We start from the raw sequence: 25,783 nt of genomic DNA, 5'->3' as shown, positions 1-25,783 counted from the left end.
TGAAACGACGGCAGTCACGCGGGAGGGCGGTGAACGGTACAATTAACGAATGGGCAACGAGCATTGAGCTGCGATCGGATTCACAGTCGATCGCTCTCAATGAGAAAAACAGTGAGAGGAAGGCACGACTATGTTCGAACGATTTACTGATCGCGCCCGAAAGGTCATGCAGTTGGCCAACCAGGAGGCGCAGCGGTTCAACCATGAATATGTTGGCACGGAGCACATCTTGCTCGGCCTCATCAAGGAGGGGAGCGGTGTGGCGGCCAACGTGCTGCGCAACCTGGATGTGGACCTCAAGCGGATTCGCAACGAGGTCGAAAAGCTCGTCCAGAGTGGTCCCGACATGGTGACCATGGGACGGCTTCCGCTGACCCCGCGCGCTCGCAAGGTCATCGAGTACGCGACCGAGGAGGCGCGAAATCTCAATCACAACTACATCGGGACCGAGCACCTCCTGCTCGGCTTGCTGCGTGAGCAGGAAGGTGTCGCGGCTCAGGTATTGATGAACCTCGGCCTCAAGCTGGAAGAGGTTCGGGAGGAGGTTCTCAATTTGCTCGGTCACGGAAGTGAAGCCGCTGAAACCCCCGATCGTTCCGGCGGATTGAGCCAGGAGGAAGTCACCGGCGGTGATCCTTCCGCGCGGGCAAGCCGATCCCGGACTCCAGCGCTCGACAGCTTCGGCCGGGATCTCACCGAATTGGCCCGGCAAGGCAAGCTCGATCCGGTGATCGGGCGTGAAAAAGAAATCGAGCGCACGATGCAGATTCTCTGCCGGCGGACGAAGAACAACCCGGTGCTCCTGGGTGAGGCTGGTGTCGGTAAGACTGCCATCGTGGAAGGTTTCGCGCAGAGGATCGTCAAGGGTGATGTGCCCGAGATCCTGCTCGACAAACGGGTGGTGGTGCTCGACCTGGCCATGATGGTCGCGGGGACCAAGTACCGCGGTCAGTTTGAGGAGCGGATCAAGGCGGTCATGAACGAAGTCCGCCGGGCGGGGAACGTCATCCTCTTCATTGATGAGCTGCACACGCTGGTCGGTGCGGGTGGTGCGGAGGGCGCGATCGACGCCTCCAACGTCCTCAAGCCGGCTCTGGCCCGTGGCGAAATCCAGTGCATCGGCGCCACCACACTCGATGAGTACCGTAAATACATCGAGAAGGACAGCGCCCTCGATCGTCGGTTCCAGGTCGTGATGGTGGAACCGAACACCAAGGAAGAAACCATCGCAATCCTCAAAGGACTCCGCGATCGCTACGAGAAGCACCACCACGTGCAGATCACCGACGATGCAATTGTCGCGGCGGTGGAACTCTCCAGCCGGTACATCACCGGCCGCTGCCTGCCCGACAAGGCCATCGACGTGATCGACGAGGCCGGTGCGAGGGTGCACCTGAAGTCGCTGACCCGGCCGCCCGACCTCAAAGAAATCGACGAGGAAATCGAGCGGCTCAACAAGGAGAAAGAGGAAGCGGTGGCCAATCAGGACTTCGAAAAGGCCGCCAAACTCCGCGACCAGGCCGACAAACTCAAGAAAAAGAAGGCTACCATGATGCGCGAGTGGCGCGAGAAGTCGGCTGCCGCGGACGGCATCGTGGACGCCGAGGTTGTGGCCGAGGTCGTCTCCAAGATGACCGGCATTCCGCTCACCCGGATGACCACCGAGGACTCCATCCGGTTGCTCAAGATGGAGGAAGAGCTGCACAAGCGGGTGGTCAGCCAGGATGAGGCGATCAAGTCGATCGCCCGGGCGGTGCGGCGGAGCCGCAGCGGTCTGAAAGACCCCAAGCGGCCGGTGGGATGCTTCATCTTCGCCGGGCCGACGGGTGTCGGTAAGACCCTCCTTGCCAAGGCCCTGGCCGAGTTCATGTTCGGCGATGAGGACGCCCTCATCCAGATTGACATGAGCGAGTACATGGAGAAACACAACGTGAGCCGCCTCATCGGCGCGCCGCCGGGCTACGTCGGCTACGAGGAGGGCGGACAACTCACGGAAAAGATCCGGCGTCGGCCGTACTCGGTCATCCTCCTCGATGAGATCGAGAAGGCCCATCCGGACGTGTTCAACATGCTGCTCCAGGTGATGGAGGAAGGGCGTCTGACGGACAGCTTCGGCCGGAATGTGGACTTCCGGAACACGATCCTGATCATGACCACCAATGCGGGTGCCGAGGCGATCAAGAATGAGGCCGCCTTCGGCTTCCAGAAGCCCGACGATGACACCAGCTACGAAAACATGAAGCGGCGTGTCATCGAGCAGATCGAGAAGGTGTTCCGGCCCGAGTTCCTCAACCGGGTGGACGACATCATCGTCTTCCGGCACCTGACGCAGAAAGACCTCTGCGACGTGGTGGAACTCGAGTTGGGCAAGGTCCGCCAGCGGCTGGCCGAACGCGGCCTGTCCCTCGTGCTCACCGAGGAGGCGAAGAAGCTCATCATCAAGCGGGGTACGAATCTCGACTTTGGTGCCCGACCGTTGCGGCGTGCCATCGAGAATTACATCGAAGACCCGCTTGCCGAGGAGCTCCTTAAAGGTGAGTTCGAAGGCAAGGACACGATTGTGGTGAAGGTCAAGGACGTCGGCGGCAAGAAACAACTGGTCTTCGAAGGTGTGGTCGGCAAGCCGGAATTGCCACCGCCCGGTGAAGCCAGCGCCGATGAACCGGAAACCGCGGGCGTGTCTGGGGGCGATTCCGGGACTCCGCCAGCCAGCCAGAATTGAGCGTCCGAGACTCTCGAGTAAAAGCGTGTCATCCATTCTGGGCGGCTTGAGCCGCCCAGTTCTTTTTCTTGCTGGCCCTAACGCTTCTTCGCCGCTTTTCGTGTCCTCACTTCAGGCTTCACGATCCTATCGGCCGCCACCTGAAGGCGCAATTGCGATCACCGCCGCCGGCAGGCCGATCCCGCTCATATCCACGGCGGGCGACAAACCGCCCTGACCCCGGACGGCACGCTCAGAATGGCCTCTGTCGTCGATTCGTGCTTGGGCTGTGATGGGCACCAGGGGCACCGCCGCTCTTGCATCCGACAACTGCGGAACCACGTTTGTCTGCACCCCTGCTCCATCGATTCGGCTCTCCTCACGGGGATGGATCGTCTTCACCCCTTCCTGTCTCAGCAGGGCAAGAAACTCCGGCGACATCTCCCGAAGGACTATGACCTCACTGGGGGCCTGGGGCTGATTCATCGGCCGAACGACACATACGATCTCGTACCCTGCCGCACGTCGCCTGGCGATTTCTTCCCAGGCTGCGCGCTCCTCCAGCGACAGCCCTGTCGTAGATAACCCTCCCGTGGCTGCGACATGGGACATCGGCACGGCAGGCGCCCGGTTAAACGGAGCGGAGGGTTTTATTTCCTGCTGGGAAGACGCGTGTTCAGCACTCTGGCTCAAAGCAATCGGCAACGGCAGCCCTGCGGCGAGGGTCACTTCCTCAGGAGAACGTACCAACTCCTGCGAAGGAATCGGCCGAGCGTCCGCTCCCAGCACCGACGTTTGCTGTCCTTCCCCAGCGGTGTTAGATGCCACGTTGGCCTGCTCTGGTGCGACGCCCTCTGATGCCCGCATCCCGTTGGAAAGTTCCCCGGCCGACCGGGCTGGGACGGGGGAGGGCGTTGCCTGCACCAACGTCGCGGGAGCTACGGTGGCTCCGTCCGTTCGATAGACCATGGCCAGATTGAGCCGATCCAACGAGCGATGAATTTCCCGCAGGGCCAGATAGATTCCTTCATCCAGGGGTGGATCAGCGGCGTTGCACACACCGATGAGGAAGCCTTCGCTGGAAAACAGGCCACCTCCGCTGCGTCCCACCACGGGTGCCCGGGAAGCCTCGATGTTCGCTGGTCCCAAATATTTGTCGATCGCCGTTACCTTCCCCTTCCAAACCGTCGGCGGTTGCCCCTCCCCACAGCCCACGGAATAAATCGCATCACCCACCGCCAGCGGATAGCCTGGCGGGGCCACTCGCGCGACAACCACCGGCTGGTTGGGCCGGATACTCAAAAAGCCGATGTCCAGTTTTTCATCATAGTGAATGAGCTGGGCGGGCAGGTTTTGGACAGGCCGCGGGCCAAAAAGATCCACCTGAATCGGCAATTGCCCCTTGCTTTCCCGAAAGAGATGACCACAGGTGATAATCAGGGCTTCGCCTCCTCGGGCATCGATGATTGTGCCCGAGCCGCTCGACCGACCTCGAGGATCTTCAATCCGAATCCGCACCGTCGCGGCAATAAGGTCTTCGTCCGTCGGAGCAGCAAACCGACACTGCGAGTCAAACGGGGGCAAACCTTTCCGCTGAGAACCACCGTCATTGATCGGCGATTGTGGGGGAACCGAGGAATTTCCCGAAGCTGTTCTCGCGATTGTTTCTGAAGGGGCCTGTACCGGTATGAATTGAGTCGGCCGTTGCGGCGCCAAACGACACAGCAGCCGAAGCTGATCGAGGCTGGCCGGTCCGACAATGCGGTCCACTTCCCTCCCATTGACGATCATTACAAAAGTCGGCACCGCGTTGATGCGAAAGCGCTGCGCAAGCGCGGGTTCTCGATCAATGTTGACTTTCCGCACGGGGTAACCGGCCCGGTGGAGCTCCTCCACCACGGGCATCATCTGCTGGCATGGACCGCACCAGTCGGCGTAAAAATCCAAAAGGACTGTCTGACCAGCGAGATCATCTGCCCTGACGGGAGGAAATGTCAGCGACCCCACGCACTGTCCCAGGACGAGCAAACCCCAGAGCAGACACCTGTGGCGCGGTGGCCAAAGTATCACAGCGCGCATCGGCAAACCCTCCAGAAAAAGGCGGGAACGCCACCCGCAGGTAAGTTTCGAGGAGGTCGCCACCCTGGCCACCAGGTGAGCAAGTGCGACGCAAAGAGGCCGGCCGATTCCAGGACGGTGCGGACGAGAAAAGCCCGTCCGCCAGCACCTGCCGGCTTGAATGAACGCATCGACCATCCATGGTCACCGGATACTTGTGATCCAGGGCAACCTCCGTGTTCTCTCGACGTGTACGATCCGTCAACTGTTGCCAATGAGTGGGATAGTGCAACGTCTCTCGGCAGAGGCGATGGCGATCATCCCTCCCGGTCCACCCACCGAGAGACACTCATTAAATACCACAAGGCAGTTGGGTGGCAATATCAAATTGGTGCGGCTGCCAAATTGGCAGTGAGCCGACCTCGGTACCGCCATTTCAGCAAGACAGCAGCCCACCCACTTCTGTGGGATTCCGGCAAGCAAGAGAGCATTTCAGGCCGATCGAAGGCGACAACGAGGGCGCTTGGCAGACGTTGACCGTTGAATGACGGACCTGACAGGCACGTCCCTCCGACATTTTTTTGGAGAGGCACGCCTGTCGTGCCGGGGGAATAACAGTGGATAATCCAACATCGCGAAGCGGACGTGACGAGCACGTCCCTCCGACATTTTTTTGGAGAGGCACGCTTGTCGTGCCCGGGGGAAATGGGAATGGATGATCGAACGTTGCACGGCGGACCCGACAAGCGGGTCCCTCCGACATTCTTTCGGAGGGGCACGCTTGTCGTGCCCAATGAATAACAGTGGATAATCCAACATCGCGAAGCGGACGTGACGAGCGCGTCCCTCCGAGAGGCGGCTCCACAGGCAGGTCCCTCCGACATTGTAGGCGCAATTCATGAATTGCCCCTACCATGTAATCAGAGGAACGTAGACCTGACAGGCAGGTCCCTCCGGGAAAAGTCCCTCCGGGCTGAATCTCACTCCTCTGAAGACGTTGCCGACTTTTACAGGCCTTTCCCCGGGGGCGGACAAAGTGGGGATAGGGCCAACCTTCCCCTTATTGCGGCAGGCGTCATCGCCGTGTACCCTGGGAAACGCCTGTTTGGGTCGCACAAACCGGGTTTAGTTTCTTTTGCGGAGGAGGATCACCATGCGTCGGATTCCCTGGGGAATGTTACTGATGGCTGTCGTGTCGGTGGGCATCTGTCCGGCGTACGCACAGGAACTCGTTATTGCGGAGGGTGGGCAATCGTCCTATCACATTGTCATTCCTGAAAAGGCCAGCGAACCCGTGCGTCATGCCGCGGATGAATTGGCCAAATTCATCCGCGAAATGACCGGAGCGAACCTCTCCATCCGGACAGACACCTTTCAACCCGCCGCCGACCAGGAAATCCTGCTGAGCAACAATCGCCGATTGCAGGAACTCGGCGTCGAAATTGACTGGCAGAAGCTGGGCAAGGAAGGTTACACCATCAAGACGGTTGGCCAACGTCTCATCATTGCCGGTGGTGAGCCCCGGGGCACGCTTTATGGGGTCTACGGGTTGCTCGAGGATCACTGGGGATGCCGCTGGTTCACCCCGGATTGCAGCCGAATTCCCCACCACAATCGCCTGACCATCGGACCTCTCGATGAAACGATCGTTCCCGTCCTGGAATACCGGGAGCCGTTCACTTACGACTGCTTTGACGGAGACTGGTGTGCCCGGAATCGGGTCAATTCCTCGTCGGGACGGCTGGGGCCACAACACGGCGGCAAGATCCGGTTTGGAAGTGGCTTTTTCGTCCACACCTTCGATCGGCTGGTCCCCCCGGAAAAATATTTCGATGAGCATCCCGAGTATTTCGCGCTGGTCAAAGGAAAACGGCTGAAGGACCGAACGCAGCTCTGCTGCACCAATGAGGATGTCATTCGGATTGTTACGGAAGAGATCCTCAAGGCGATGGAGCGCGATCCTGAGGCGTTCGTGTTCTCCGTTTCTCAGAACGACTGGTACAACTACTGCGAATGCGACAGATGTCAGGCCCTGGCCAAGGCCGAAGAAAGCCAGATCGCCCCGGTGCTTCAGATGGTTAATCGAGTGGCGGAGGCCGTGGAAAAACGCTTCCCCGACAAGGCCATCGAAACGCTGGCCTATCAATGGACGCGAAAGCCGCCCAAGACGATGCGTCCCCGGCCCAATGTGATCATTCGCTTGTGCTCCATCGAGTGCTGCTTTGCCCATCCGCTGGCCACCTGCGACCTGCCGGCCAACAAGGCGTTCGTGGAAGACCTGCGAGGCTGGGCGAAAATCTGCAACCGGCTGTGGGTGTGGGACTACGTTACCGACTTCCGGCACTACCTGCTGCCGTTTCCCAACCAGCGGGTCCGCAATGACAATATCAAGCTCTTTGTAGAAAACAACGTGAAAGGAATTTTTGAACAGGACACCTACAACACACCCAACAGTGAACTGGCGGCACTCGGCGGCTATATGACGGCCAAGTTCCTCTGGAATCCCGATTATGATGAAAACCTGGCCATGAACGAGTTCTTGGAAGGCTACTATGGGGCGGCGGCTCCGTTCATCCGCCAGTACATCGACGCTCTCCACGATCGCGTGGAAAAGGAAAACATCCATTGCAGCATCTGGATTCCTCCGACCCATCCCCACCTCACGGACGAGCTGCTGGTGGAAGCCAACCAACTCTGGCAGAAGGCGGAGGAGGCGGTCCACGATGATCCGACGCTGCTCAAACGGGTGAAGATCGGTCGGCTGAGTGTGGATTACGCGATTCTGGAGCGTGCCCGGCTCGCCCCACAGAAAGAGCCGCTGGCTTCACTGGCCAAGCAACGCTTTCGGCCATTCGTGGAGCTGATTCCCGTGGCAGGAATCACCCGACTGAATGAATGGAACCCCCTCAACCTGGAGGATTACCGGACTAAACTGGCAGACGCGCTGGGACTGGAATCGCGGTAAGGTTTTTGCAATAATAAGAAGTCGTCCATTGCCCCAGCCCCCAGGAGCAGCCGCGGAGTGCCCGCCTTCGCGGCTGCTCCGCTTTTGCAGGCCGATGTGTCCCTGCGGTGATCACGCCGATGACGTCTTCGGAACAGGTCCCCTTTCCCGCCAGCGATGCCACCACGCCGATCGCCCGGTTGCGCGAGATCGTCGAGAAATTCGTCCAGGAACGGTCATGGGAGCCGTTCCATACACCCAAGAACCTCGTCATGGCGCTGGCCGTGGAAGCCGCCGAACTGATGGAACATTTCCAGTGGCTCACTCCGGAGCAGGGAGAAGCGGTCGCCAGGAACCCTGAACAGCGGGAAGCAGTGGCCGACGAAATGGCCGACGTCTTCTGCTATCTGCTGGCCCTTTCCAGCCGACTGGGGATCGATCTCACGACGGCCGTGTTGCGAAAGATGGAGAAGAACGTTCAGAAATACCCGGCCGAGATTTACCGGGGATACTTCGGACCCGACGATCCTCGCTGGCCGGGTCCAGCGAGCAGTTCTGCCTCGCAATAATCCCAGAGACCGGCAATCGATTTTTCGCACCGCCAACGGCTCACTCCCTCAAGGCGAATTCGGTCTGGTTCGACCCATCCCAACTTTCCTCCGCTCGGGAAAAGACCTGGGAATTTGGGCAAGGTTTTGAGACCGGTGAGCTTCCTCTCGGAGGAACCTGCTTGTCAGGTCCGCTTTTTTCGATGTTGGATAAACAATTCCACTTCACCGGGCACGACAAGCGTGCCCCTCCGAACGATTTCCCGGGGGGACCTGCTCGTCAGGTCCGCATTCCGCTGATTACACGGTCGGGGCAATTCATGAATTGCCCCTACAACGCCGGAGGGACCTGCTTGTCAGGTTCCGCCGTTCAACGTTCGATCATCCATTCCCGTTCATCGGGCACGACAAGCGTGCCCCTCCGAACGATTTCCCGGAGGGACCTGCTCGTCAGGTCCGCTTTTTTCGATGTTGGATAAACAATTCCACTTCATTGGGCACGACAGGCGTGCCCCTCCGAATAGATCCCTTCCGGAGGGACCTGCTTGTCAGGTCCGCGCTCAACTTCGATGCGGATTGAATTTGCAAAACTTGCGTCTATACTTTATGAAAACGAAATGTTGAGAAAAATTCGACGGGACTTTTCCCAGAAAATAAGTCGCGTGCACCGTTCTCCTGATAGGAGCGTGCCTATCGGAAACGGGCGACGATGGTTGTCACCCGCCTTGTGGAGCTTGTCCGAACATTCCCACTACGGTGAGACAAACGGGGCCTCCCGCCAATTGTCACCGCTGGTCTTGTACAATTCATCCGGTCGTCGGTCGATTTGGCCGAAAAGAGGAGACTATTCCCTATGAAACAAGCCATGGAAGAACTGCAAAACGCCATCCTGGAACACGTGCGATCGCCCAAGTATCAACCGGTCAAGCCGCGGGCGATCGCCAAAGCGCTGCAAATCCCCAGTGAAGAGGCCCACCTAGTCAAAAAGGCGGTCAAAGAGCTGGTCAAAGCCGGGCTGCTCGAATTCGGATCGGGACATCTCGTGTACCTGGCAGGTCAGCGCAAAACCGATGATTCTCCGTATCGGGGCGGTGAAATCATCGGAATTTTTCGCCGCAAAGAGGCAGGGCACGGATTTGTTCGGCCCAAGGCCAAACCCGGCGACACCGAGCCCCCTGAGGATATCTTCATCCCGGCAGACTGGGCCGGGGACGCCTCCACCGGCGATCTTGTGCGGGTACGGCTGGCCCATCGTCATCGGCGTGGAGAACGCATGCTGGCCGGTCAAATTGTGGAAATCCTCGAACGGCAGAATTCGCGTTTCGTCGGCACCTATTTTGAGCATGACGGGCAGGGTTTTGTCCAGGTGGACGGGACCGTATTCGCCCAGCCGATCTACGTGGGAGATCCCGGCGCGCGAGGTGTCCGGCCGGACGACAAGGTCGTCATCGAGATGCTCCGCTTCCCCAGCCATCATCGGAGCGGTGAAGGTGTGATCGTGGAGGTGCTTGGCCCCTTGGGCAAGCCGGGCGTGGACACCCTCACGATTATGCGGGAATTCAATCTGCCGGAGGAATTTCCGCCCGACGTTCTGGAAGAAGCCCGGGCCCAGGCGGCGATGTTTGAAGAAACTATTCCGCCCGACCGCTACGACGCAACCCACGAAACAACGATCACGATCGACCCCGAGGATGCCCGCGACTTCGATGACGCGATTTCCCTTGAGCGCCGCGAGGACGGCACGTGGGTGCTGGGGGTGCACATTGCCGATGTGGCCTACTTTGTCCCTCCCGGCTCGGCCATCGACCGAGAGGCGCGGGAACGGGCAACCAGCGTCTACTTGCCCGACCGCGTCATCCCCATGTTGCCGGAACTGCTCTCCAATGGCCTGGCAAGTTTGCAGCCGGGCAAACTCCGGTTCACCAAGTCGGTTTACATTGAATACACACCCGATGGTGTCAAAACCGATGTGAAAATCTACCGGTCGGTCATCCGCAGCGACAAACGCCTCACCTACGAGCAGGTGGATGCATTTCTGGAGAATCCAGAAGCTTATAAGAAAGCGTGGGGCACGAAAGTCCATGACCTTCTTCTACGGATGCGCGATCTCGCCCGGATTCTCCGCCAGCGACGACGCGAACGGGGAGCCCTGGAACTTGTCATGCCCGAGGTCAAAGTGAATCTCGATCGTCGCGGTCGGGTCATCGGCGCGCATCTGGTGCCGAACACGGAAAGCCATCAGATGATCGAGGAATTCATGCTGGCCGCCAATGAAAGCGTGGCCGAGACGCTTCGCGATCGCGGCTGGTTGTTTCTGCGACGAATCCATAAACCGCCGGCCGAGCGCAAGCTCCGCCTGCTGCGGGAATTTGTGGAGGCACTCGGATTTCCTCCTCGCGATCTGGAGGACCGTTTCGGTCTGCAGGGACTGCTGGAGTACGCCACGGGCAAGCCCCAACAGTATGCGGTCCACTACGCAGTCTTGCGATCACTTCAGCGGGCCATCTACAGCCCTCTGGAAGAAGGCCATTACGCCCTGGCGAGCGAGTGCTACTGCCACTTCACGTCGCCCATCCGGCGGTATCCCGACCTGACGATTCACCGGCTGGTGGACGCCCTCCTGCTGGGGAAGAACCCGCGGATCAATCCCGCGGAACTGGTTGCTCTTGGTGAACATTGTTCGGATCGGGAAGAACGTGCCGAGGCGGCAGAGCGGGAGTTGACGCGATTGAAACTCCTCTCCTTCCTCAGCGAGCGAATCGGCATGGAGATGGAAGGGATCATCACCGGCGTCGAAAAATATGGGCTGTTTGTCCAGGGAGTTGCTCTTCCCGCGGATGGCTTCATCCCCGTGGAAGCCCTCCAGGACGACTACTACGATTACGATCGCACTTCACACTCCCTGGTCGGCCGGCGCAAGGGCAATCAGTTTCGGCTGGGAGACCTTGTCCAGGTGGCGGTGGCGCATGTCGATCTGGAACGCCGCCAGCTCGATTTTCGGCTCATCGCCCACCGCGGCCATCCCACGCCGGGGATCGTGGAAGAGTCCCTGGCCGGATTTCATAATGGCAAAAAGGCGACCAAGAAGAATCGGCACCGCTCGCTATCTCAACGGGTTAACGGGACGGAGATGAGCACACGGCGTGCAAACAAAGCGGGCGGCGGACGTTCTGCGAGAAAAAAGTCAAAATAAACTACGGCTCCGGTGCTATGGGATTATGGGGAACGTCGCATGAAGACGGAGCGGATTCTCGATTTCCGCAGTGACACTGTCACCCGACCAACTCCCGGGATGCGGGCGGCGATGGCATCGGCCGAGGTCGGCGATGATGTGCTGGGCGATGACCCAACCGTCCAACGACTCGAGGAGCGTGTCGCGGAGCTACTTCACAAGGAAGCCGCCCTCTTTGTGCCGTCTGGCACGATGTCCAATCTCATCGCGGTGCGGCTGCACTGCCGACCTGGCGACGAGATGATCTGTGAAGCGGACTCCCATATTTACAACTACGAACAGGGAGGTTACGCGCAGATCTGTGGGGTCGCCGCTCGACCTGTTCAGGGCTACTGGGGTCTCATGCAGCCCGAGCAACTGGAGGGACTGATCCGCCCGCAAAACGTCCATTTTGTGCGTACGCGGTTGCTGACCCTGGAAAACACTCATAATCGTGGGGGCGGTCGCGTCCAGCCGTTTTCGCTTGTGGAAACACTGGTGGGCTGGGCACGCCGCAACCATCTGGCCCTCCATCTGGATGGAGCACGGCTGTGGAATGCCTCGGTGGCTACAGGAATCCCCCTCCATGAGTGGGCGCAACTTTTTGACACGGTCAACGTATGTTTCAGCAAAGGCCTCGGGGCACCGGTTGGCTCGGCCCTTGCGGGTCCCAAAGACCTGATCGCCGAAGCGCGACGCCATCGCAAGGTGCTCGGTGGTGGCATGCGGCAGGTAGGCGTCCTTGCCGCGGCTGCGCTTTACGCTCTGGAACATCACATCGACCGACTGGCCGAAGACCACGCCAATGCCCGACGACTCGCCGCGGGATTGATGGAAATCCCATTCCTGACCCTCATGCCCATCCCGGTGGAAACCAACATTCTCCTCTTCGACGTGGCACCAGAATGGGGTACAGCAGCCCAGCTTTCCCAGCTTCTCAAAGACCACGGCGTGCTGATGCTGCCCACGGCACCGCAGCGGATTCGGGCGGTCACTCATTTGGATGTCAACTCGCAAGATGTGGACGAGGCCCTGGGCATCCTTCGCCACGTCATCTGCGAGCACCGCCCATGCCAAAACTCATCTTGATTTGCCGGGATGGTTCCCCGTAAGCTTTTGAGCCAGTTTGCCAAATTGCCTGGACGTACCTGACCGAGAGGCGTCCCCGTCATTTCCTCCGGAAAGTTTTGCGGCACGTGCATGGAAGCAGGCCAATGGCGGTAAGGTCGAGGGAAATTCAACTAGCCATCAAACGGGTCTTTGATGTCGCAGGAGCCGCAGTCGCACTTGTGCTGCTGGCCCCACTTTTGGCTATGATTGCCCTGGCCATCTGGATGAGCATGGGTCGGCCCATTCTTTTTCGTCAGGTCCGGCCCGGTCTGCACGGTCGCCTTTTCACGCTCTATAAGTTTCGCACCATGCGGAACGCGTTCCGTCCTGATGGCACACCTCTTCCCGATGCGGAACGCCTGACGCCGCTGGGACGTTTTCTTCGCCGCTTCAGTTTGGACGAACTCCCTGAGCTGTGGAACGTCCTGCGTGGGGATATGAGTCTCATCGGGCCGCGACCATTGCTCGTGGAATATCTACCCCGCTACACCCCCGAACAAGCTCGCCGCCATAACATGCGGCCTGGGATCACGGGCCTTGCGCAGGTGATGGGAAGGAATGCCCTGAAGTTCAGCGAGCGTCTGGCTTACGACGTGTACTACGTGGATCACTTCAGTCTTCTGTTGGATTTGAAAATTCTGGCGCTGACACTCTGGAAAGTGCCCACCGGGATGCTTTTCGACGGGGCTGGCCAGGACGTAAAAATCGTGGACGACCTGGGGTTGCATCCGGGACACGAAGACCTCACCTGGAAGCTCTCCACAGGTGTCACCACGGGGGAACTTTCAACCCGCTTTCCTCGCAACCCGGAAATCACGTCTCCAATGGGAACAGGCCCCCGACACCGAGAAGCCGACCGTTCTCAAGATCGCCGTGCTGCTTGAGGAGTCCCCCATGCGTCACGTGCTGCGTCACAATGTTCTGGTCACCTGTGGGGGTAAATGGGTGGGGCACATTCTTCAGCTTCGCGAAGCCATGCACGAGATTCCGGAGTTTCGGACGGCCAGGATCTACGTGGCCGATCGCGAAGCCATCACACCGGCGGGGGCATTTGCAGATGGAGCCTTCCAGGTGCCCCCAATTGCCGATCCTTCGTATCCCCGCATTCTGCTGGAACTGTGCCGGCGTCACGAAATCGGGGTCGTCATTCCAATCATTGACATCGATGTTCTGGCCCTTGCGCCTTACCGGGAACACTTTGCAGAGATCGGCGTCGCGCTGATCACACCGCCCGTTCATGTGGCGGAACTGTGTTTTGACAAACTCCGCTTCGGCGAATGGGCGATGCGCCGTGGAATTCCCGTGCCCAGGGTTTTTCAGCCAATTGATCTGGACCAGGCTCCCTTTCCCCTGTTCGCCAAACGGGCGCGGGGATTTGGCTCGATCGGCGCCCGGCTTTGCCACAACAGAGAGGAAGCACGGCAGGTGCTCGCCGACCCTGCCATGTTTCTGGAGGAATTTATCTCGGGCACGGAATACAGTGTGGACGGCTACATCAATCGCGCCGGCCATCTTATCGTGCGGGTGGTGCGGATCCGAGAGAAGGTGGTGGGTGGCGAGGCGTTTCGCTCCTGCACCGTCCGAAATGAGGCAGTCGCCGGGGTGGCGGACCGTGTCCTCGCTGCATTGGCTCACGAAGGCCATCGCGGGCCGGTCAATGTCCAGATCATTGCAGGTGAAAAGACTGCCGTCATTGACGTGAATCCTCGGCTGGGTTCCGCGGTGGTGCTTTCCAATCAGGCCACTGGCGGGCGACTACTCCGGTCGTTGCTGCTGGAAAGCCTGGGGCAGACTGCTCAGGGCAATCCCGATGACTATATCGCGGACCTTCATTTGTGGCGATTCCTGGGCGATCTGTTCTATCACGGAAACGAGATCATCAAAACCTGCCCGGCAGCCACTGCCAGAACACCGTCGCCCTCGGAAGTTCCTCGGGGGAATGACTCAGATAGCGACGCGGTCCAAGGATTGTCCCATGGACACACGGCCGAGTTAGTTTTCCGCCCCCATTGGTTCCGCCAACTATGCAGAGAGCCTCAGAGCGATCAGCTGTCGCGAAATCGTCCCTCATGACCGATTGCAGAAGACCCGACCGATGATCGAGGCGATTATTTTCGACCTGGACGATACCCTTTATCCTGAAATCGCGTTCATCCGCAGTGCCTTCGCGACGGTGGCAGAATTTCTCGCCGATCGCGGAATTGGGTCCCCGCATCAGATTCTGTCCCTGCTGGAACACATCCACTGGGAAATCGACCGGGACCGCGTCTTCCAGCACGCGGCGCGACGCCTGAACTTCGATCCAGGCTGGATTCCCCAGCTCGTTCGCATGGTGCGATCGCATGTTCCCAAAATAGAGCTGCCCCCCGAGACCCGCGAGGTTCTCGTCGAGCTCTGCCGTCATTTTCGGCTGGGCATCGTGACGGACGGTCATCGGGAGGTCCAGCGAAGAAAGCTCGCCGCTCTGGATCTGGCCTCCATGGTGGATGTCATTGTCTGCACCGACGAACTGGGCCGCCCGTTCTGGAAACCCGATCCGCTCCCTTTTTTGACCGCCTGTCGCGCGTTGAAAACTGAGCCCATGCGGGTGGTGTTTGTAGGCGACCACCCACGACGCGACATTTGGGGTGCCGCCCGGCTGGGCATGAAGACCGTTCGCATTGTGCGATACGACGGCTACTTTCGTCACCACCCCGACCTCGCGGAGGCCCCTCCGGACTACCGCATCACGCATCTTTCAGAATTGATCGATTGTCTTGATATCGTGCCCAGAAGCAGTCGCCATGAGCGCAGGGAATATCTTCTTGAAAACGCTGCGTAAGATTTATGCATGGTTCGAATACCCGCACCGCTTCCTCGCCGTGCGTGACGTCCTTTCCCGGCCCGGGGCCACCGTTCTCGACATCGGTTGCGGCAACCACAGCCCTTCCCTCACGAAACGGTACTTTCCTTCCTGCCGGTACGAGGGAGTGGACTGCCAGACGTGGAATCGAGATGCCGCGGACGAGGCGGCCATGGACCGTTTTTTTCCGCTGGATCTCGATCAACCGTCAGTTCTTACTGCTATTCCCGATGCTGCTTATGACGTGATCTTCTGCTCCCACGTGCTGGAGCATCTCCGTCAGCCGGTCAAAGTGTTCCAGGACCTGCTGCCAAAACTGCGTCCCGGCGGCCTGCTCTATGTTGAGGTCCCTTCTGCCCGGTCCCTCCGCTTCCCGCCCGCCCGCAACGGATGGTTTGGCATCCGCGGATGCCTTAATTTCTGGGACGATCCCACCCATCGGAGCCTGGTGTCTTTACCCCAATTGATGGAAATTGCCCAGGGGCACCGGTTGACCATTAGACAGGCTGGCAGGCGATTTCTGTGGCGCCGGGTGCTCTTCTTGCCCTGCTACATGCTGGCGGGAATTGTGCTCCGCGGCTACATCCCAGCCAGTGTCGTGTGGGACGCCGTGGGGTTCGCCGAGTACTTTGTTGCGCAGGCCCCTCCATCTGCGATTGCCCTTCCCGCCCCGCACTTCGACACGGCGGCTGTCCATGCAGAGAACAAACTCCCCAGAGAAACCTCTGAAAACCTGGCAAGCTCGGCCGGGCATCAACCGGAGAGTCCGCGCAACCTGTTTCCCGCTTGAAAGCTCGCCGTCCAACTTCACCGTTGCAGCCATCCGAAAAGCCAGAAAAGATACGCCACCGGCGCCGCCATCAGGGACGAGTCGATGAGATCGAGAGCCCCACCGAGGCCGGGCAGGAGACGGCTGGAGTCCTTCTGCTGGGCATCTCGCTTGATGAGAGACTCTGCCAGGTCGCCAATCATTCCCACGATAGCCAGCAGGACGCCGTACAGAAGGCACACCTGCCATCGCGGCCTAATTGTCTCCAGTCCAAACAGCGGCAATAGCCAGTAAAACGCCACAAATGCCCCCGTGACCCCGAACACGACGGCCCCCACCGCCCCTTCAATCGTCTTTTTGGGGCTGAGCTGCGGGGCCATCCGATGACGCCCCAGAAATTTGCCCACCGCAAACGCCCCAGTGTCGCCCAGTTTGACAATCATCAAAAAGGACGCCAGGGCCTCCATCCCAAAGGCCATCCGCAGTTGCACCAGGAAATTGGCCAGCAGCCCAATGTAACACACCGCGTACACCGTGCCGGCCACGTTGATGTTGGCACTTCCCGGACGGCGGTAGCGCTGCATTTCCACCAGGAAAGCAAGAAAAACTGTTCCCGCCAAAGCCATCATGGCAGCCATGCTCGAGACGGCCGCGATATCCCACGACCGCACAAGTCGATCAGGATGAGCGGCTTCCCAGCGTTGCCAGAACAGGGCCATCCCCCATGTGGCGCTGATCGTGAGAAAATTCCCCAGATGCACAAGCCAGGCCAGGGGTGCCACCCCCGCACCTCGACAAAGCGCCACAATCTCGTTCCCTGAAAAAAACACAAGCACGACGAGGGCTGGAAATAACCACAACCCGTCCGGTGTGCCGGCATTCACATCAAGCCAGCACAACACCAGGGCAACGCCCGCCAGGAAACTACCAAAAACGATTCGCTGCGCAAGCGGAGACATAGCAATGTCAATTCCATGGATGACGTGGCAGGGTAAATCGTCATCGTGAACGATTTCGACACCCTACGCAAGACGGGCAGAGGATCCCCATTCGCACCCCGAATCTCCGCACCCTCCGCACTCCGCACCTTTGGAAAGACCTGTGCGATGCCACCGGGGCAATGTGTTGGTAGGGGCAATTCATGAATTGCCCCTGCCGTTTACCCGGCAACTGAACCGAGCATGGGAGCCCGGTCGACGCAATGGATTCTCCCAACGTTCGGGATTCTCCCAACGTTGGAATGTGGCTCCAACAAGCCGGTTCTTCCGCGATGTCCTTCGGAGGGGCACGCTCGTCGTGCCCGAGGAAAGGGAATGGATGATCCAATGTCAAACTGCGGACCTGACAAGCAGGTCCCTCCAAGAGGGCCGACGTGACAAGCACGTCCCTCCGAAAATGACGGACCTGACGAGCAGGTCCCTCCGAGGGATGTTTCGGAGGGGCACGCTTGTCGTGCCCGAGAAGATCGGATAGATCATCTATTCCGGAACAGTTTCCTGCCAGCGGAGGATCGATCGGCCTCAACTCCCCCGCACAATTTGGGAATGAAGACTCTCCTGTCGCCGGGCTTGCCTTTGCAGGGGTGACAACGGTTTGAAGTGGTCCCCAAAAGGAAACGCTGCTCACACCGTGAATTCCCGCAGCCAGTCCTCAAGAAGAGCCATTTCCTCATCCAATTGGCGAAGCTGTTGGAGGAACTCGGGAAACTGCTGCTTTGTTTCGTAATGAGGGATCTTTTTCAGTTCCTGGGCTGAACCGGGCAACCCGTATTTTTGTGGATTAATACCGCGAGTCGCCGCTCGCTGGTAAAGCCATTCTTCCAGTCTCGGGCACAGGATGATGACCCGGCGGTTTGATCCGTCCCTGTGTTCAAGCAGGATCAAACCTCCGCCGCGCTTTATCTCTCGGTAATTGTTCAGTTCGGAAGGCTGGGCTGCATGAGGATCCTGATCGACCAGTCCAATCCCGGCTGGTTGCTGTCGCAGTTTGTTGAGGACCTCGCCTTTACATTTAGCGTGGCGAACGTGTCGCCGTCGCACACCCAGGCTGTGGACCAGCTTCTCATCCGCAAAGCACTCGACGTAGAGCATCAGTCAGCCTGCAGCACAGCGTCCAATCCGAGAAAAGGATCCGCATCCAGAAGCCGACTGATTTGCTCATCGGTCAAAGCCGTCGCCCTGGTTTCATAGTCCTTGTACTGGACAGCGAAAACCGCGACTTCGTTGCGATTGGCTTTTTCCAGTACCGCCGTGAGGAGATACGGATTGTGGGTCGCGATGAAATATTGGTTGGACGAGTCGGCCGCAATCTGCTCGCCGAGATATTTGGTGTAGTACGGAAAGGCATGGGCCTCCGGCTCCTCAAACACCAAAACCGCATCGCGATTGGAAGCCATCGCGACGTAATAAAAGACAATCCGCTGAAGGGTCTCGGAGGTGGAAACAAAGGGAAAACTGATAGCCATTCCGTTCTGCTGTTTCTGCAACTCGAACCTGCCCTCCAGCGGCTTAACGACGAGCGAAAAGCCGTAGGGACGGTACAACTCGGCCACCCATTCTCGCAGAACCTTCGAACCAGAAATGACGGCAAATAAATTTTCTCCGTCTGGAACAAAGAGAGGACCAGGTACAGTCATGGCTGAATCTGAAAGTCGAAACCGATACTTGCGAATCAAGGAGAGTTCGTCACGTTTGCTCTTCTCCGCGCTTAGGCTTTCGGAACCCAACCCAGAAATGCGGCCGATATTTTGAGAACCGTAGAAGAAGCAGAACTGTTGATTTTCCAATCGCAACGAAAGCACCCCAGAAGGCTTTCCTCCAAATTCAATCCGCACGGCTTCGTCCGTAATAAAATCAAAAAAGAGATGCTGGGGGTGCGAAGCTCGCACGAAACCGGAAAGGTTCGTCCTATTGCTTCCGCACCAGGAGAGCAGCCCCAGGGCTTCTAAGATATTGGATTTACCGGTATTCGGCCCGCCGATGAAAAGATTCACTCGCCGGCACTCCAGCTCCAAATACCGGATGGACTTAAACCGCTCAATCTTCAGGTGAGTCAGCATATCGACCTCTCTACTTCGACAAGGCCCTGTAGGACAGCACCATTTGAGCCGCTGGGAAACCTTGCCCTCCCTTAACTCGAAATAGTATCGCTGCAAAAACCGGAACCGACCATGCTATAAGAAATCTGTCGGTATAATTCGAAAGACCGCGCGCTGCGACGCCCCGGAGTGGTGGTCTTTCCTCGGATCGAAACGGGAACACAAGATCATTCGGCGGACGGCCTGGCACGCTGCCCTGCCCGTCATTTTATCTCCTCTTCCCCTGCAAGGTGAGCGGAATGTGCCCCGTGCTGCCGCCGCCCTCCAATTACCCGCAATCAACGGGCAATGAGTCCCAAATCGAGTCCAAAAACCCAGAGCATGATACCCAGAATGATGGCCAGCCCGAGGTAGGAAAGCCCGACATAAACCGCTTCGCTGGGCGGCTTGCCGCGGATGGCCTCGTACAGCAGAAAGACCATATGGCCCCCGTCCAGCACAGGAATGGGCAGGAAATTGACGACCGCCAGGTTGGCACTCAGAAGGGTGAGGAAGAGGAGGAATCGCCCCGTGCCCTGAGACGCCACGCGATAGGCCGTCTGCACTAGGCCAATCGGCCCGACAAGTGCCCGCGGTGACACATCTCCCCGAGTCAACCGATTGAGGATGCGATAGATCAGCGTCACCGAGGTCCACGTTTCACTGGCTCCCATTTCGATGGCCTGGAAAAAGCCGCCAGCCCGCATGTGAAACGTCATCGGCTGAAAGAGGAGCTGCCGATCGGGAAAGTACCAGTCGTTTCGCACATGAGGCTCCAGGCGAACAGTCAACTCCTGAGGTGCCGCTTCCGGATCAGACGCATCACCGTGAGATTTCTCACTCCCTTTTGCCCGGCGGAGTACGAGTTCCACCTGTGTCCCAAGCGGAAATTTCTGCAATTCATGGAAAAACGTGGCCCAGGTGGCCTTGTTGTTGCCACGCTGAACGTCGAACCGGACCTCGAGTTCCGATTCCACTGCAGGCGCGTCGGCATTCTGAACGTTTGCCCGGGGCGAGATGGTTTTGGCCGCCACAATCACGTCGCCAGGCTGGATATCGGCCTCGGCCGCGGGTGATTTTGGCCGAACTGCTCGCACCCGCGGAAGGATCTCAACGGCGATTCCAAGCTGCGGGATTTCCCACGGGCTATCGGGGGTGTATAGTTCGGCGAAAGAGCTGGCCAACCGAGCCGGGACCGTCACGCTGTGATTCTCTCCCGGCGGTGCTGTGTGGGGGGAATCTTTCAATGCCCTATCGTCCTCAGCGAAGGCTGGCTCTTCCTGTGCGGAGCGACGAATGGAGAGGACAACTGGAACATTCGCACCTTGCCGCTCCCGAAGCGTCTTCTGCAGGACATAGGGAAGCTCGAGAAGATCGCCGTCCCAAACGATGTCGGCGGGACATTCCACCGCAACGAGTTCATCCCCCGGTTGAATGCCAGCCTGTGCTGCCGGCGAGTCGGCCTGGACGGCCACAATCCGCCCATATTCCAGGACAAGCCCCAAATCCCGCACGCTGGAAGGATCGAGACGCAGCGTGACTTTTTTCGCCTCATTCCCCTGCGTGTGTGGTTCCTCTGGAGATTCGAGAGTGATCTCCACAGACTGGCCCCAGGTCAGCGCCCACTGGCGATGCAACTCGGCATAATCGGCGATGGGGCGATCGTTAACGCGGACGATCTTCCATCCCGGTTTCAGTTGGTCGCCGAGCGCGGCAGCGGGACTTCCTGGAAAACAGGGAGGATCTGCCAGCTCTGTGGTGAATGCGTTGGACACACCAATCGTGGGGATCACGCGAATGCGGTCGGGCACGATCCGCACGTCAAAAACGCTTTTTTCGAGTTGGTCGGCCGCGGATCTGCCGAGCCGCTCCACGGTAAGAGCGACTTCTGCTCCACGGCGTGTGAGGGGGATTGTCTGCTGGATGTCCTGAAATCGCATTGTTTGCCTACCGTTGATGGCGATGATTCTGTCGCCCGGCTGAATCCCCGCTCGCCATGCACCTTCCCCCGGCGCAACCTGTCCCACCGTGCAGGGGAACTCATCCACTCCGATAGCAAAGGCAATGACAGCCACGATGAACGCGAAGATGAGATTCATGATCACCCCGGCGGAGATGATCGCCATTCGCTGGGGAACACTTTTGGCGAGGTAACTGCGGGGATCATAGAGGGCCGCCTGAGCTGCCGCCACAGTTACTCCCTCTTCGCTGATGACAGCGTCCGGGGCCAGCCCCGCCGACCTGGCACGCTCGAGTTCCTGACGCAGCCGCGCCGGATTGTCCTCCTGCCCGAGCATTTTCACGTATCCGCCCAGGGGAAGAATACCAATCCCATATTCGGTTTCACCCCAGCGGAACCGCGCAATCCGTAGCCCAAAGATATCGAATCCGAGATAAAACTTCTCGCATTTTACCCCGCACGCCTTGGCCACCAGAAAATGGCCGAGTTCGTGAACAAAGATGATCAGTCCCAGCCCCACCACGACCATCAGCACGTAGAGCCAGGCCGATCCTGCTAAAAAAGCCACGAGTATGAAGCTGGTCAGGTCCAATGTGCAATCTCCCTTCGGGCCCAGGAATCCAACTCAAAAATGCGTTCCAAGGTCGGTTCAGGATCAAACGGATGGGATTCCAGCACTGCCTCGCAGGCCGGAACAATCTGGTCGAACCGAAGCCGCCCCTGTAAAAAGCATTCTACCGCCGCCTCGTTGGCTGCATTGAGGACAGCCCCCGCCGTCCCCCCGCGGCGAGCCGCTTCGAGCCCCAGCCGAATAGCAGGAAAACGCTCCGGATCCGGCGGCTCGAAGCGAAGATCGAGAACCTGCGTCCAATCGATTTTTCGCGCAATTCCAGGACAGCGCTCCGGATAATACAGCGCATATTGAATGGGAAGCCGCATGTCCGGCGGACTGAGCTGGGCAATCACCGAACCATCCACAAATTCCACCATGGAATGGACAATCGACTGGGGATGGATCACCACCGCGATCTGCTCAGCGGTCACACCAAACAGCCAGCGGGCCTCGATGATCTCCAGGGCCTTGTTCATCAAGGTGGCAGAGTCCACCGTAATCTTGCGGCCCATCTTCCAGGTGGGGTGCGCCAGAGCTTCTTCCACCGTGACGGAGGCAAGCTCTTCCTTTTTTTTCGTGCGAAACGGCCCGCCACTTGCCGTCAAAATGATGCGCCGAACCTCCTTCGGCTGACCGCTCCGCAGCGCCTGGAAGACGGCGGAGTGCTCGCTGTCCACGGGGAGAATTTGGGCACCCGTTTGCTGCGCCAACTGCGTGATAAGCGGCCCTGCCACGACGAGACTTTCCTTATTAGCGAGGGCCACGGTTTTACCGGCCTCCACGGCCTTCCACGTCGCTCGCAATCCGGCTATTCCCACATACGCGGAGAGGACCCGATCCACTGTCGGCGAGCTGACAGCCTCCAGCACGGCCTCCTCCCCGACGCGGAGTTCCGTCTCTGGCGGTAGATTCCAAACTCCGTGCCGCCTCGCCGCTTCTGGATCAGTCACCACGACAAGCGTCGGCCGATGCTCGTGGGCTTGCCGTTCCAGAAGCTGCGTATTCGATCGCGCCACCAAAACTACGGCGCGCAATCTGCCTTCCGAGGCAGCGATGACCTCCAACGCGTTTCGACCAATACTGCCTGTGGATCCGAGGACTGCTATTCCCTGACTCGAATCGGTCATGCCGAGGGGGTGTGCTGGTCAAACTTGATCAATGACATGAGCCACGAGTGGAAGTGTGGCCACGATCGTAAATTCTCAACTTTCCTTTGACGGATTCCTCCGGCACGGATTCCTGCCGCATCGGCCTCGGGCAACCCCACTTTCTCCGAAGGGGGACGCGAATCCGCCCAGTTTATCCGATGGGAGTTTGTTCGGCACGGCGCTAAAAAAATGCTTCGTGCCCGGTAGTCCAGGATTCCGGTGCACCTCCCTGCCCGATATGCAAGTTTACTTTTTTCTTGCCGTTTCTGCACGGTCATCGGGAGCGCTGGCCAGGGCAGACGGTGGACGGCTTGGTAGGGTGGATCGGCCGGAATGGAACCCGCCCCTCCGAACCTTGCCATGGAGGGACCGCTTGTCACGTCCGCTTTTCAACCTTGGATAATCCATTCCAATTCACTCGCGTTTCGGTTGGGGCAATTCATGAATCGCCCCTACAACGTCGGAGGGACCTGCCTGTGGAGCCACCTCTCGGAGGGACGTGCTTGTCACGTCCGCTTCGCGATGTTGGATTATCCAGTGTTATTCACCGGGCACGACAAGCGTGCCCCTCCGAAGGATTTCCCGGAGGGACCTGCCTGTCAGGTCCGATGAACAACGGTTGACGGCCTATTCCCCTTCAATGGGCACGACGAGCGTGCCCCTCCGAGGTTCCTCGGACGCCCTGGAAGGTGTCCCGCCAAATCTTCCCTCCGCCGGCGTTCCAATTGTGGGGTGGCGGGAATGGTGTTATACTGTGTCCATTAATGGGTGACCGCGGTATCCCTCGCATGGGGCGGGGGACGGTCACCCGGAGCGGTAATGCGGATCGTGGATTTCTCAATCAAACCAAAAGGGCTTGATAGCCGAGACGCTGCTTCTTCGTAAGCGGCGTTGCTCGCCGATCGGATTTTACCTCCCTCGCCTCCGCTTGCTGCAGCGTTTTTTGTTGTAGGGTGTTGTTTGTCCAATGGTCAATCGCAACCTTATTCGCCAGGTGGAAGTCACTCCGGAAGAACTGGAAGCCGCTTATGGCGGCATGGATCCTGAGGCCCTCGCGCTGGCCGCCTCGGAGATCGCTGTCAATCAGATTGTCGAAGGGCGAGTTCTCCGGGTGGAAAAAGATTTTGTGGTCGTCGATGTCGGCTCCAAGAGCGAGGGCATCGTCCCCCTTTCGGAATGGACGGAAAACGAAGAGCCGCCAAAGCCGGGTCAAACCGTCAGCGTTCTGGTGGAAGAACTTGAAGACATGTACGGGCTGGGGGACGAATATCGTGGGATGATCACCCTCAGCAAGCGCAAGGCGGAGAAAATCCGGGCCTGGATGCGGGTGATGGAAACGGTCAAGGAAGGCGACGTCGTGACCGGCATCGTCACCCGAAAAATCAAGGGCGGCCTCCTGGTCGATATCGGTGTGAACGTGTTCCTGCCCGCCAGCCAGGTGGATATCCGCCGTCCCGCGGACATTGGGGAATTCATCGGACGCACGGTGCAGTGTCTGGTCCTCAAAATTGACGAATCGCGGCGGAATATCGTCGTCAGCCGACGGGCGCTCATCGAGCAGGAGCGTGCCGAAAAGAAGGCCCAGCTCCTCGCCGAACTGGAGGTCGGCCAGCGTCGCAAAGGCATCGTCAAGAATATCGCCGATTTCGGCGTGTTCGTGGATTTGGGCGGCATCGATGGCCTGCTTCACATCACCGATATGAGCTGGGGGCGCATCAATCATCCCTCAGAAATGGTGTCCATCGATGAAGAAATCGAGGTCGTTATTCTCGACGTCAATCGCGAAAAAGAGAAAATCGCCCTCGGCCTCAAACAGAAGACTCCCAGCCCGTGGGAAGACATCGAGCTGCGCTATCCCGTGGGCAGCCGCGTGAAGGGGACCGTGGTCAACGTGATGAACTACGGTGCCTTTGTCAAGCTGGAAGAAGGGGTCGAAGGCTTGGTCCACATCAGCGAAATGTCCTGGACACGGCGGATCAATCATCCCAGCGAAGTGGTCCAGGTGGGCGACGAAGTCGAGGTCGTTGTCCTCGGGATCGATAAGGAAAAACAGGAGATCTCCCTGGGCATCAAGCAGACCATGCAAAATCCCTGGGAGAACGTGGAAGAGCGTTATCCCGTGGGTTCCGTGGTCAAGGGTATTGTGCGGAACATCACAAATTACGGCGCGTTCGTGGAACTGGAAGAGGGCGTCGACGGCCTGCTCCATGTGAGCGACCTCTCCTGGACCCGCAAGATCACGCACCCCAGCGAAGTACTCCAGAAAGGTCAGGAAATCGAATGCCGCGTGCTCTCCGTGGATAAGAACCGCCGTCGCATTGCCCTGGGGCTTAAGCAACTCACGGAAGATCCCTGGGAAACCTACATTCCCTCCAAATACCAGCCGGGTCAAATCGTCAAAGGTACAGTCACCAAGATCACCAATTTTGGCGTCTTTGTCGGACTGGAGGACGGTTTGGAAGGTCTGCTGCACATTTCCGAGCTGGCCGACCACAAAGTGGATAACCCCGAGGAAATCGTCAAGGTCGGTGATGAAATCGAGGTGAAAATCCTCCGCGTGGACAAAGAAGAGCGGAAGATCGGCCTCTCCCGAAAGCGGGTGGAATGGGCAGAAGAGGAGCAGCAGGCCGCCGAGCCGGAACCCGCCCCCGAACCCAAAAAGGAAAAGGAACGCGAAAAGGAGAAGGAGCTCAAGGGCGGTTTGGGCAGTTCTGGTGGACCGCTCATTCAGGGCCTCACCACCGATCACGAAACCGAGAACGCTGGCTGATTGCAACATCAGCGAGACGTCCCACGTTCGGCC

The 25,783-nt window shown here is 58.8% G+C and carries 16 protein-coding genes; 10 read left to right on the top strand and 6 right to left on the bottom strand.

The features are described 5' to 3' along the window. The first annotated feature begins 130 nt into the window (after positions 1-130). Entirely contained in the window at positions 131-2,722 is a 2,592-nt protein-coding gene (locus THTE_RS03000; protein WP_095414047.1) for an ATP-dependent Clp protease ATP-binding subunit, read from the top strand. Between the two features lie 126 nt (positions 2,723-2,848). Here THTE_RS03000 and THTE_RS17835 read toward each other — a convergent pair whose 3' ends face one another. Continuing rightward, positions 2,849-4,780 (bottom strand): thioredoxin domain-containing protein, encoded by a 1,932-nt coding sequence (locus THTE_RS17835; RefSeq protein ID WP_157731660.1) that lies wholly within the window; start codon positions 4,778-4,780, stop codon positions 2,849-2,851. A 1,132-nt stretch (positions 4,781-5,912) separates the two neighbouring features. On the opposite strand from THTE_RS17835, the gene THTE_RS02990 reads away from it, so the two are divergent. The 8 genes from THTE_RS02990 (at position 5,913) to THTE_RS02955 (ending at position 16,204) form a co-directional block, all read left to right on the top strand. Beyond that, positions 5,913-7,724, top strand: coding sequence for a DUF4838 domain-containing protein (locus tag THTE_RS02990; RefSeq protein ID WP_095414046.1), 1,812 nt, complete (start codon positions 5,913-5,915; stop codon positions 7,722-7,724). A gap of 119 nt (positions 7,725-7,843) precedes the next feature. Then, positions 7,844-8,272 (top strand): nucleotide pyrophosphohydrolase, encoded by a 429-nt coding sequence (locus tag THTE_RS02985; protein WP_095414045.1) that lies wholly within the window; start codon positions 7,844-7,846, stop codon positions 8,270-8,272. Between the two features lie 832 nt (positions 8,273-9,104). After that, positions 9,105-11,444 carry a ribonuclease R gene (gene rnr, locus THTE_RS02980; protein WP_095414044.1) on the top strand — a complete coding sequence of 780 codons (2,340 nt, stop codon included), beginning with the start codon at positions 9,105-9,107 and terminating at the stop codon, positions 11,442-11,444. 39 nt (positions 11,445-11,483) lie between these two features. Beyond that, positions 11,484-12,551: a low-specificity L-threonine aldolase gene (gene ltaE / locus THTE_RS02975; protein ID WP_095414043.1), complete on the top strand. Its 1,068-nt coding sequence runs from the start codon at positions 11,484-11,486 to the stop codon at positions 12,549-12,551. A 125-nt stretch (positions 12,552-12,676) separates the two neighbouring features. Continuing rightward, a complete protein-coding gene (locus THTE_RS02970) occupies positions 12,677-13,456 on the top strand; it encodes a sugar transferase (protein WP_095414042.1) in 780 nt (259 codons plus the stop codon). A gap of 10 nt (positions 13,457-13,466) precedes the next feature. Then, positions 13,467-14,645, top strand: a complete 1,179-nt coding sequence (locus THTE_RS02965; RefSeq protein ID WP_095414041.1) for an ATP-grasp domain-containing protein — start codon at positions 13,467-13,469, stop codon at positions 14,643-14,645. Positions 14,646-14,667: 22 nt separating this feature from the next. Further along, positions 14,668-15,393 (top strand): HAD family hydrolase, encoded by a 726-nt coding sequence (locus THTE_RS02960; RefSeq protein ID WP_095414040.1) that lies wholly within the window; start codon positions 14,668-14,670, stop codon positions 15,391-15,393. Then, complete coding sequence (locus THTE_RS02955; protein ID WP_095414039.1) at positions 15,356-16,204, top strand: class I SAM-dependent methyltransferase; 849 nt, start codon at positions 15,356-15,358, stop codon at positions 16,202-16,204. The genes THTE_RS02960 and THTE_RS02955 overlap by 38 nt, the downstream gene beginning before the upstream one ends. Before the next feature lie 17 nt (positions 16,205-16,221). Here THTE_RS02955 and THTE_RS02950 read toward each other — a convergent pair whose 3' ends face one another. The 5 genes from THTE_RS02950 to dxr all read right to left on the bottom strand — a co-directional run bounded on the left by THTE_RS02950 (position 16,222) and on the right by dxr (position 22,959). Continuing rightward, a complete protein-coding gene (locus THTE_RS02950) occupies positions 16,222-17,142 on the bottom strand; it encodes a phosphatidate cytidylyltransferase (RefSeq protein ID WP_095414038.1) in 921 nt (306 codons plus the stop codon). A 663-nt stretch (positions 17,143-17,805) separates the two neighbouring features. Further along, complete coding sequence (locus THTE_RS02945) at positions 17,806-18,273, bottom strand: hypothetical protein (protein WP_095414037.1); 468 nt, start codon at positions 18,271-18,273, stop codon at positions 17,806-17,808. Then, a complete protein-coding gene (locus tag THTE_RS02940) occupies positions 18,273-19,241 on the bottom strand; it encodes an AAA family ATPase (RefSeq protein ID WP_095414036.1) in 969 nt (322 codons plus the stop codon). The genes THTE_RS02945 and THTE_RS02940 overlap by 1 nt, the downstream gene beginning before the upstream one ends. A 317-nt stretch (positions 19,242-19,558) precedes the next feature. After that, complete coding sequence (locus THTE_RS02935; RefSeq protein ID WP_095414035.1) at positions 19,559-21,811, bottom strand: site-2 protease family protein; 2,253 nt, start codon at positions 21,809-21,811, stop codon at positions 19,559-19,561. Next, positions 21,802-22,959, bottom strand: coding sequence for a 1-deoxy-D-xylulose-5-phosphate reductoisomerase (gene dxr / locus THTE_RS02930; protein ID WP_095414034.1), 1,158 nt, complete (start codon positions 22,957-22,959; stop codon positions 21,802-21,804). The genes THTE_RS02935 and dxr overlap by 10 nt, the downstream gene beginning before the upstream one ends. 988 nt (positions 22,960-23,947) lie before the next feature. On the opposite strand from dxr, the gene THTE_RS02915 reads away from it, so the two are divergent. Next, the gene (locus THTE_RS02915) at positions 23,948-25,750 is read left to right on the top strand and encodes a 30S ribosomal protein S1 (RefSeq protein ID WP_095414031.1); all 1,803 of its coding nucleotides are present in this window, start codon (positions 23,948-23,950) and stop codon (positions 25,748-25,750) included. The last annotated feature ends 33 nt before the right edge of the window (positions 25,751-25,783 follow it).

It is taken from the genome of Thermogutta terrifontis (assembly GCF_002277955.1).
GTDB lineage: Bacteria > Planctomycetota > Planctomycetia > Pirellulales > Thermoguttaceae > Thermogutta > Thermogutta terrifontis.
This window is presented reverse-complemented; position numbering and strand designations above follow the sequence as displayed.

Excerpts from the sequence above, each read along its gene's own strand:
- THTE_RS03000 (WP_095414047.1), top strand. The coding sequence starts at position 131 with ATGTTCGAACGATTTACTGATCGCGCCCGAAAGGTCATGCAGTTGGCC.
- THTE_RS17835 (WP_157731660.1), bottom strand. The coding sequence starts at position 4,780 with ATGCGCGCTGTGATACTTTGGCCACCGCGCCACAGGTGTCTGCTCTGG.
- THTE_RS02990 (WP_095414046.1), top strand. The coding sequence starts at position 5,913 with ATGCGTCGGATTCCCTGGGGAATGTTACTGATGGCTGTCGTGTCGGTG.
- THTE_RS02985 (WP_095414045.1), top strand. The coding sequence starts at position 7,844 with ATGACGTCTTCGGAACAGGTCCCCTTTCCCGCCAGCGATGCCACCACG.
- rnr (WP_095414044.1), top strand. The coding sequence starts at position 9,105 with ATGAAACAAGCCATGGAAGAACTGCAAAACGCCATCCTGGAACACGTG.
- ltaE (WP_095414043.1), top strand. The coding sequence starts at position 11,484 with ATGAAGACGGAGCGGATTCTCGATTTCCGCAGTGACACTGTCACCCGA.
- THTE_RS02970 (WP_095414042.1), top strand. The coding sequence starts at position 12,677 with ATGGCGGTAAGGTCGAGGGAAATTCAACTAGCCATCAAACGGGTCTTT.
- THTE_RS02965 (WP_095414041.1), top strand. The coding sequence starts at position 13,467 with ATGCGTCACGTGCTGCGTCACAATGTTCTGGTCACCTGTGGGGGTAAA.
- THTE_RS02960 (WP_095414040.1), top strand. The coding sequence starts at position 14,668 with ATGATCGAGGCGATTATTTTCGACCTGGACGATACCCTTTATCCTGAA.
- THTE_RS02955 (WP_095414039.1), top strand. The coding sequence starts at position 15,356 with ATGAGCGCAGGGAATATCTTCTTGAAAACGCTGCGTAAGATTTATGCA.
- THTE_RS02950 (WP_095414038.1), bottom strand. The coding sequence starts at position 17,142 with ATGTCTCCGCTTGCGCAGCGAATCGTTTTTGGTAGTTTCCTGGCGGGC.
- THTE_RS02945 (WP_095414037.1), bottom strand. The coding sequence starts at position 18,273 with ATGCTCTACGTCGAGTGCTTTGCGGATGAGAAGCTGGTCCACAGCCTG.
- THTE_RS02940 (WP_095414036.1), bottom strand. The coding sequence starts at position 19,241 with ATGCTGACTCACCTGAAGATTGAGCGGTTTAAGTCCATCCGGTATTTG.
- dxr (WP_095414034.1), bottom strand. The coding sequence starts at position 22,959 with ATGACCGATTCGAGTCAGGGAATAGCAGTCCTCGGATCCACAGGCAGT.
- THTE_RS02915 (WP_095414031.1), top strand. The coding sequence starts at position 23,948 with ATGGTCAATCGCAACCTTATTCGCCAGGTGGAAGTCACTCCGGAAGAA.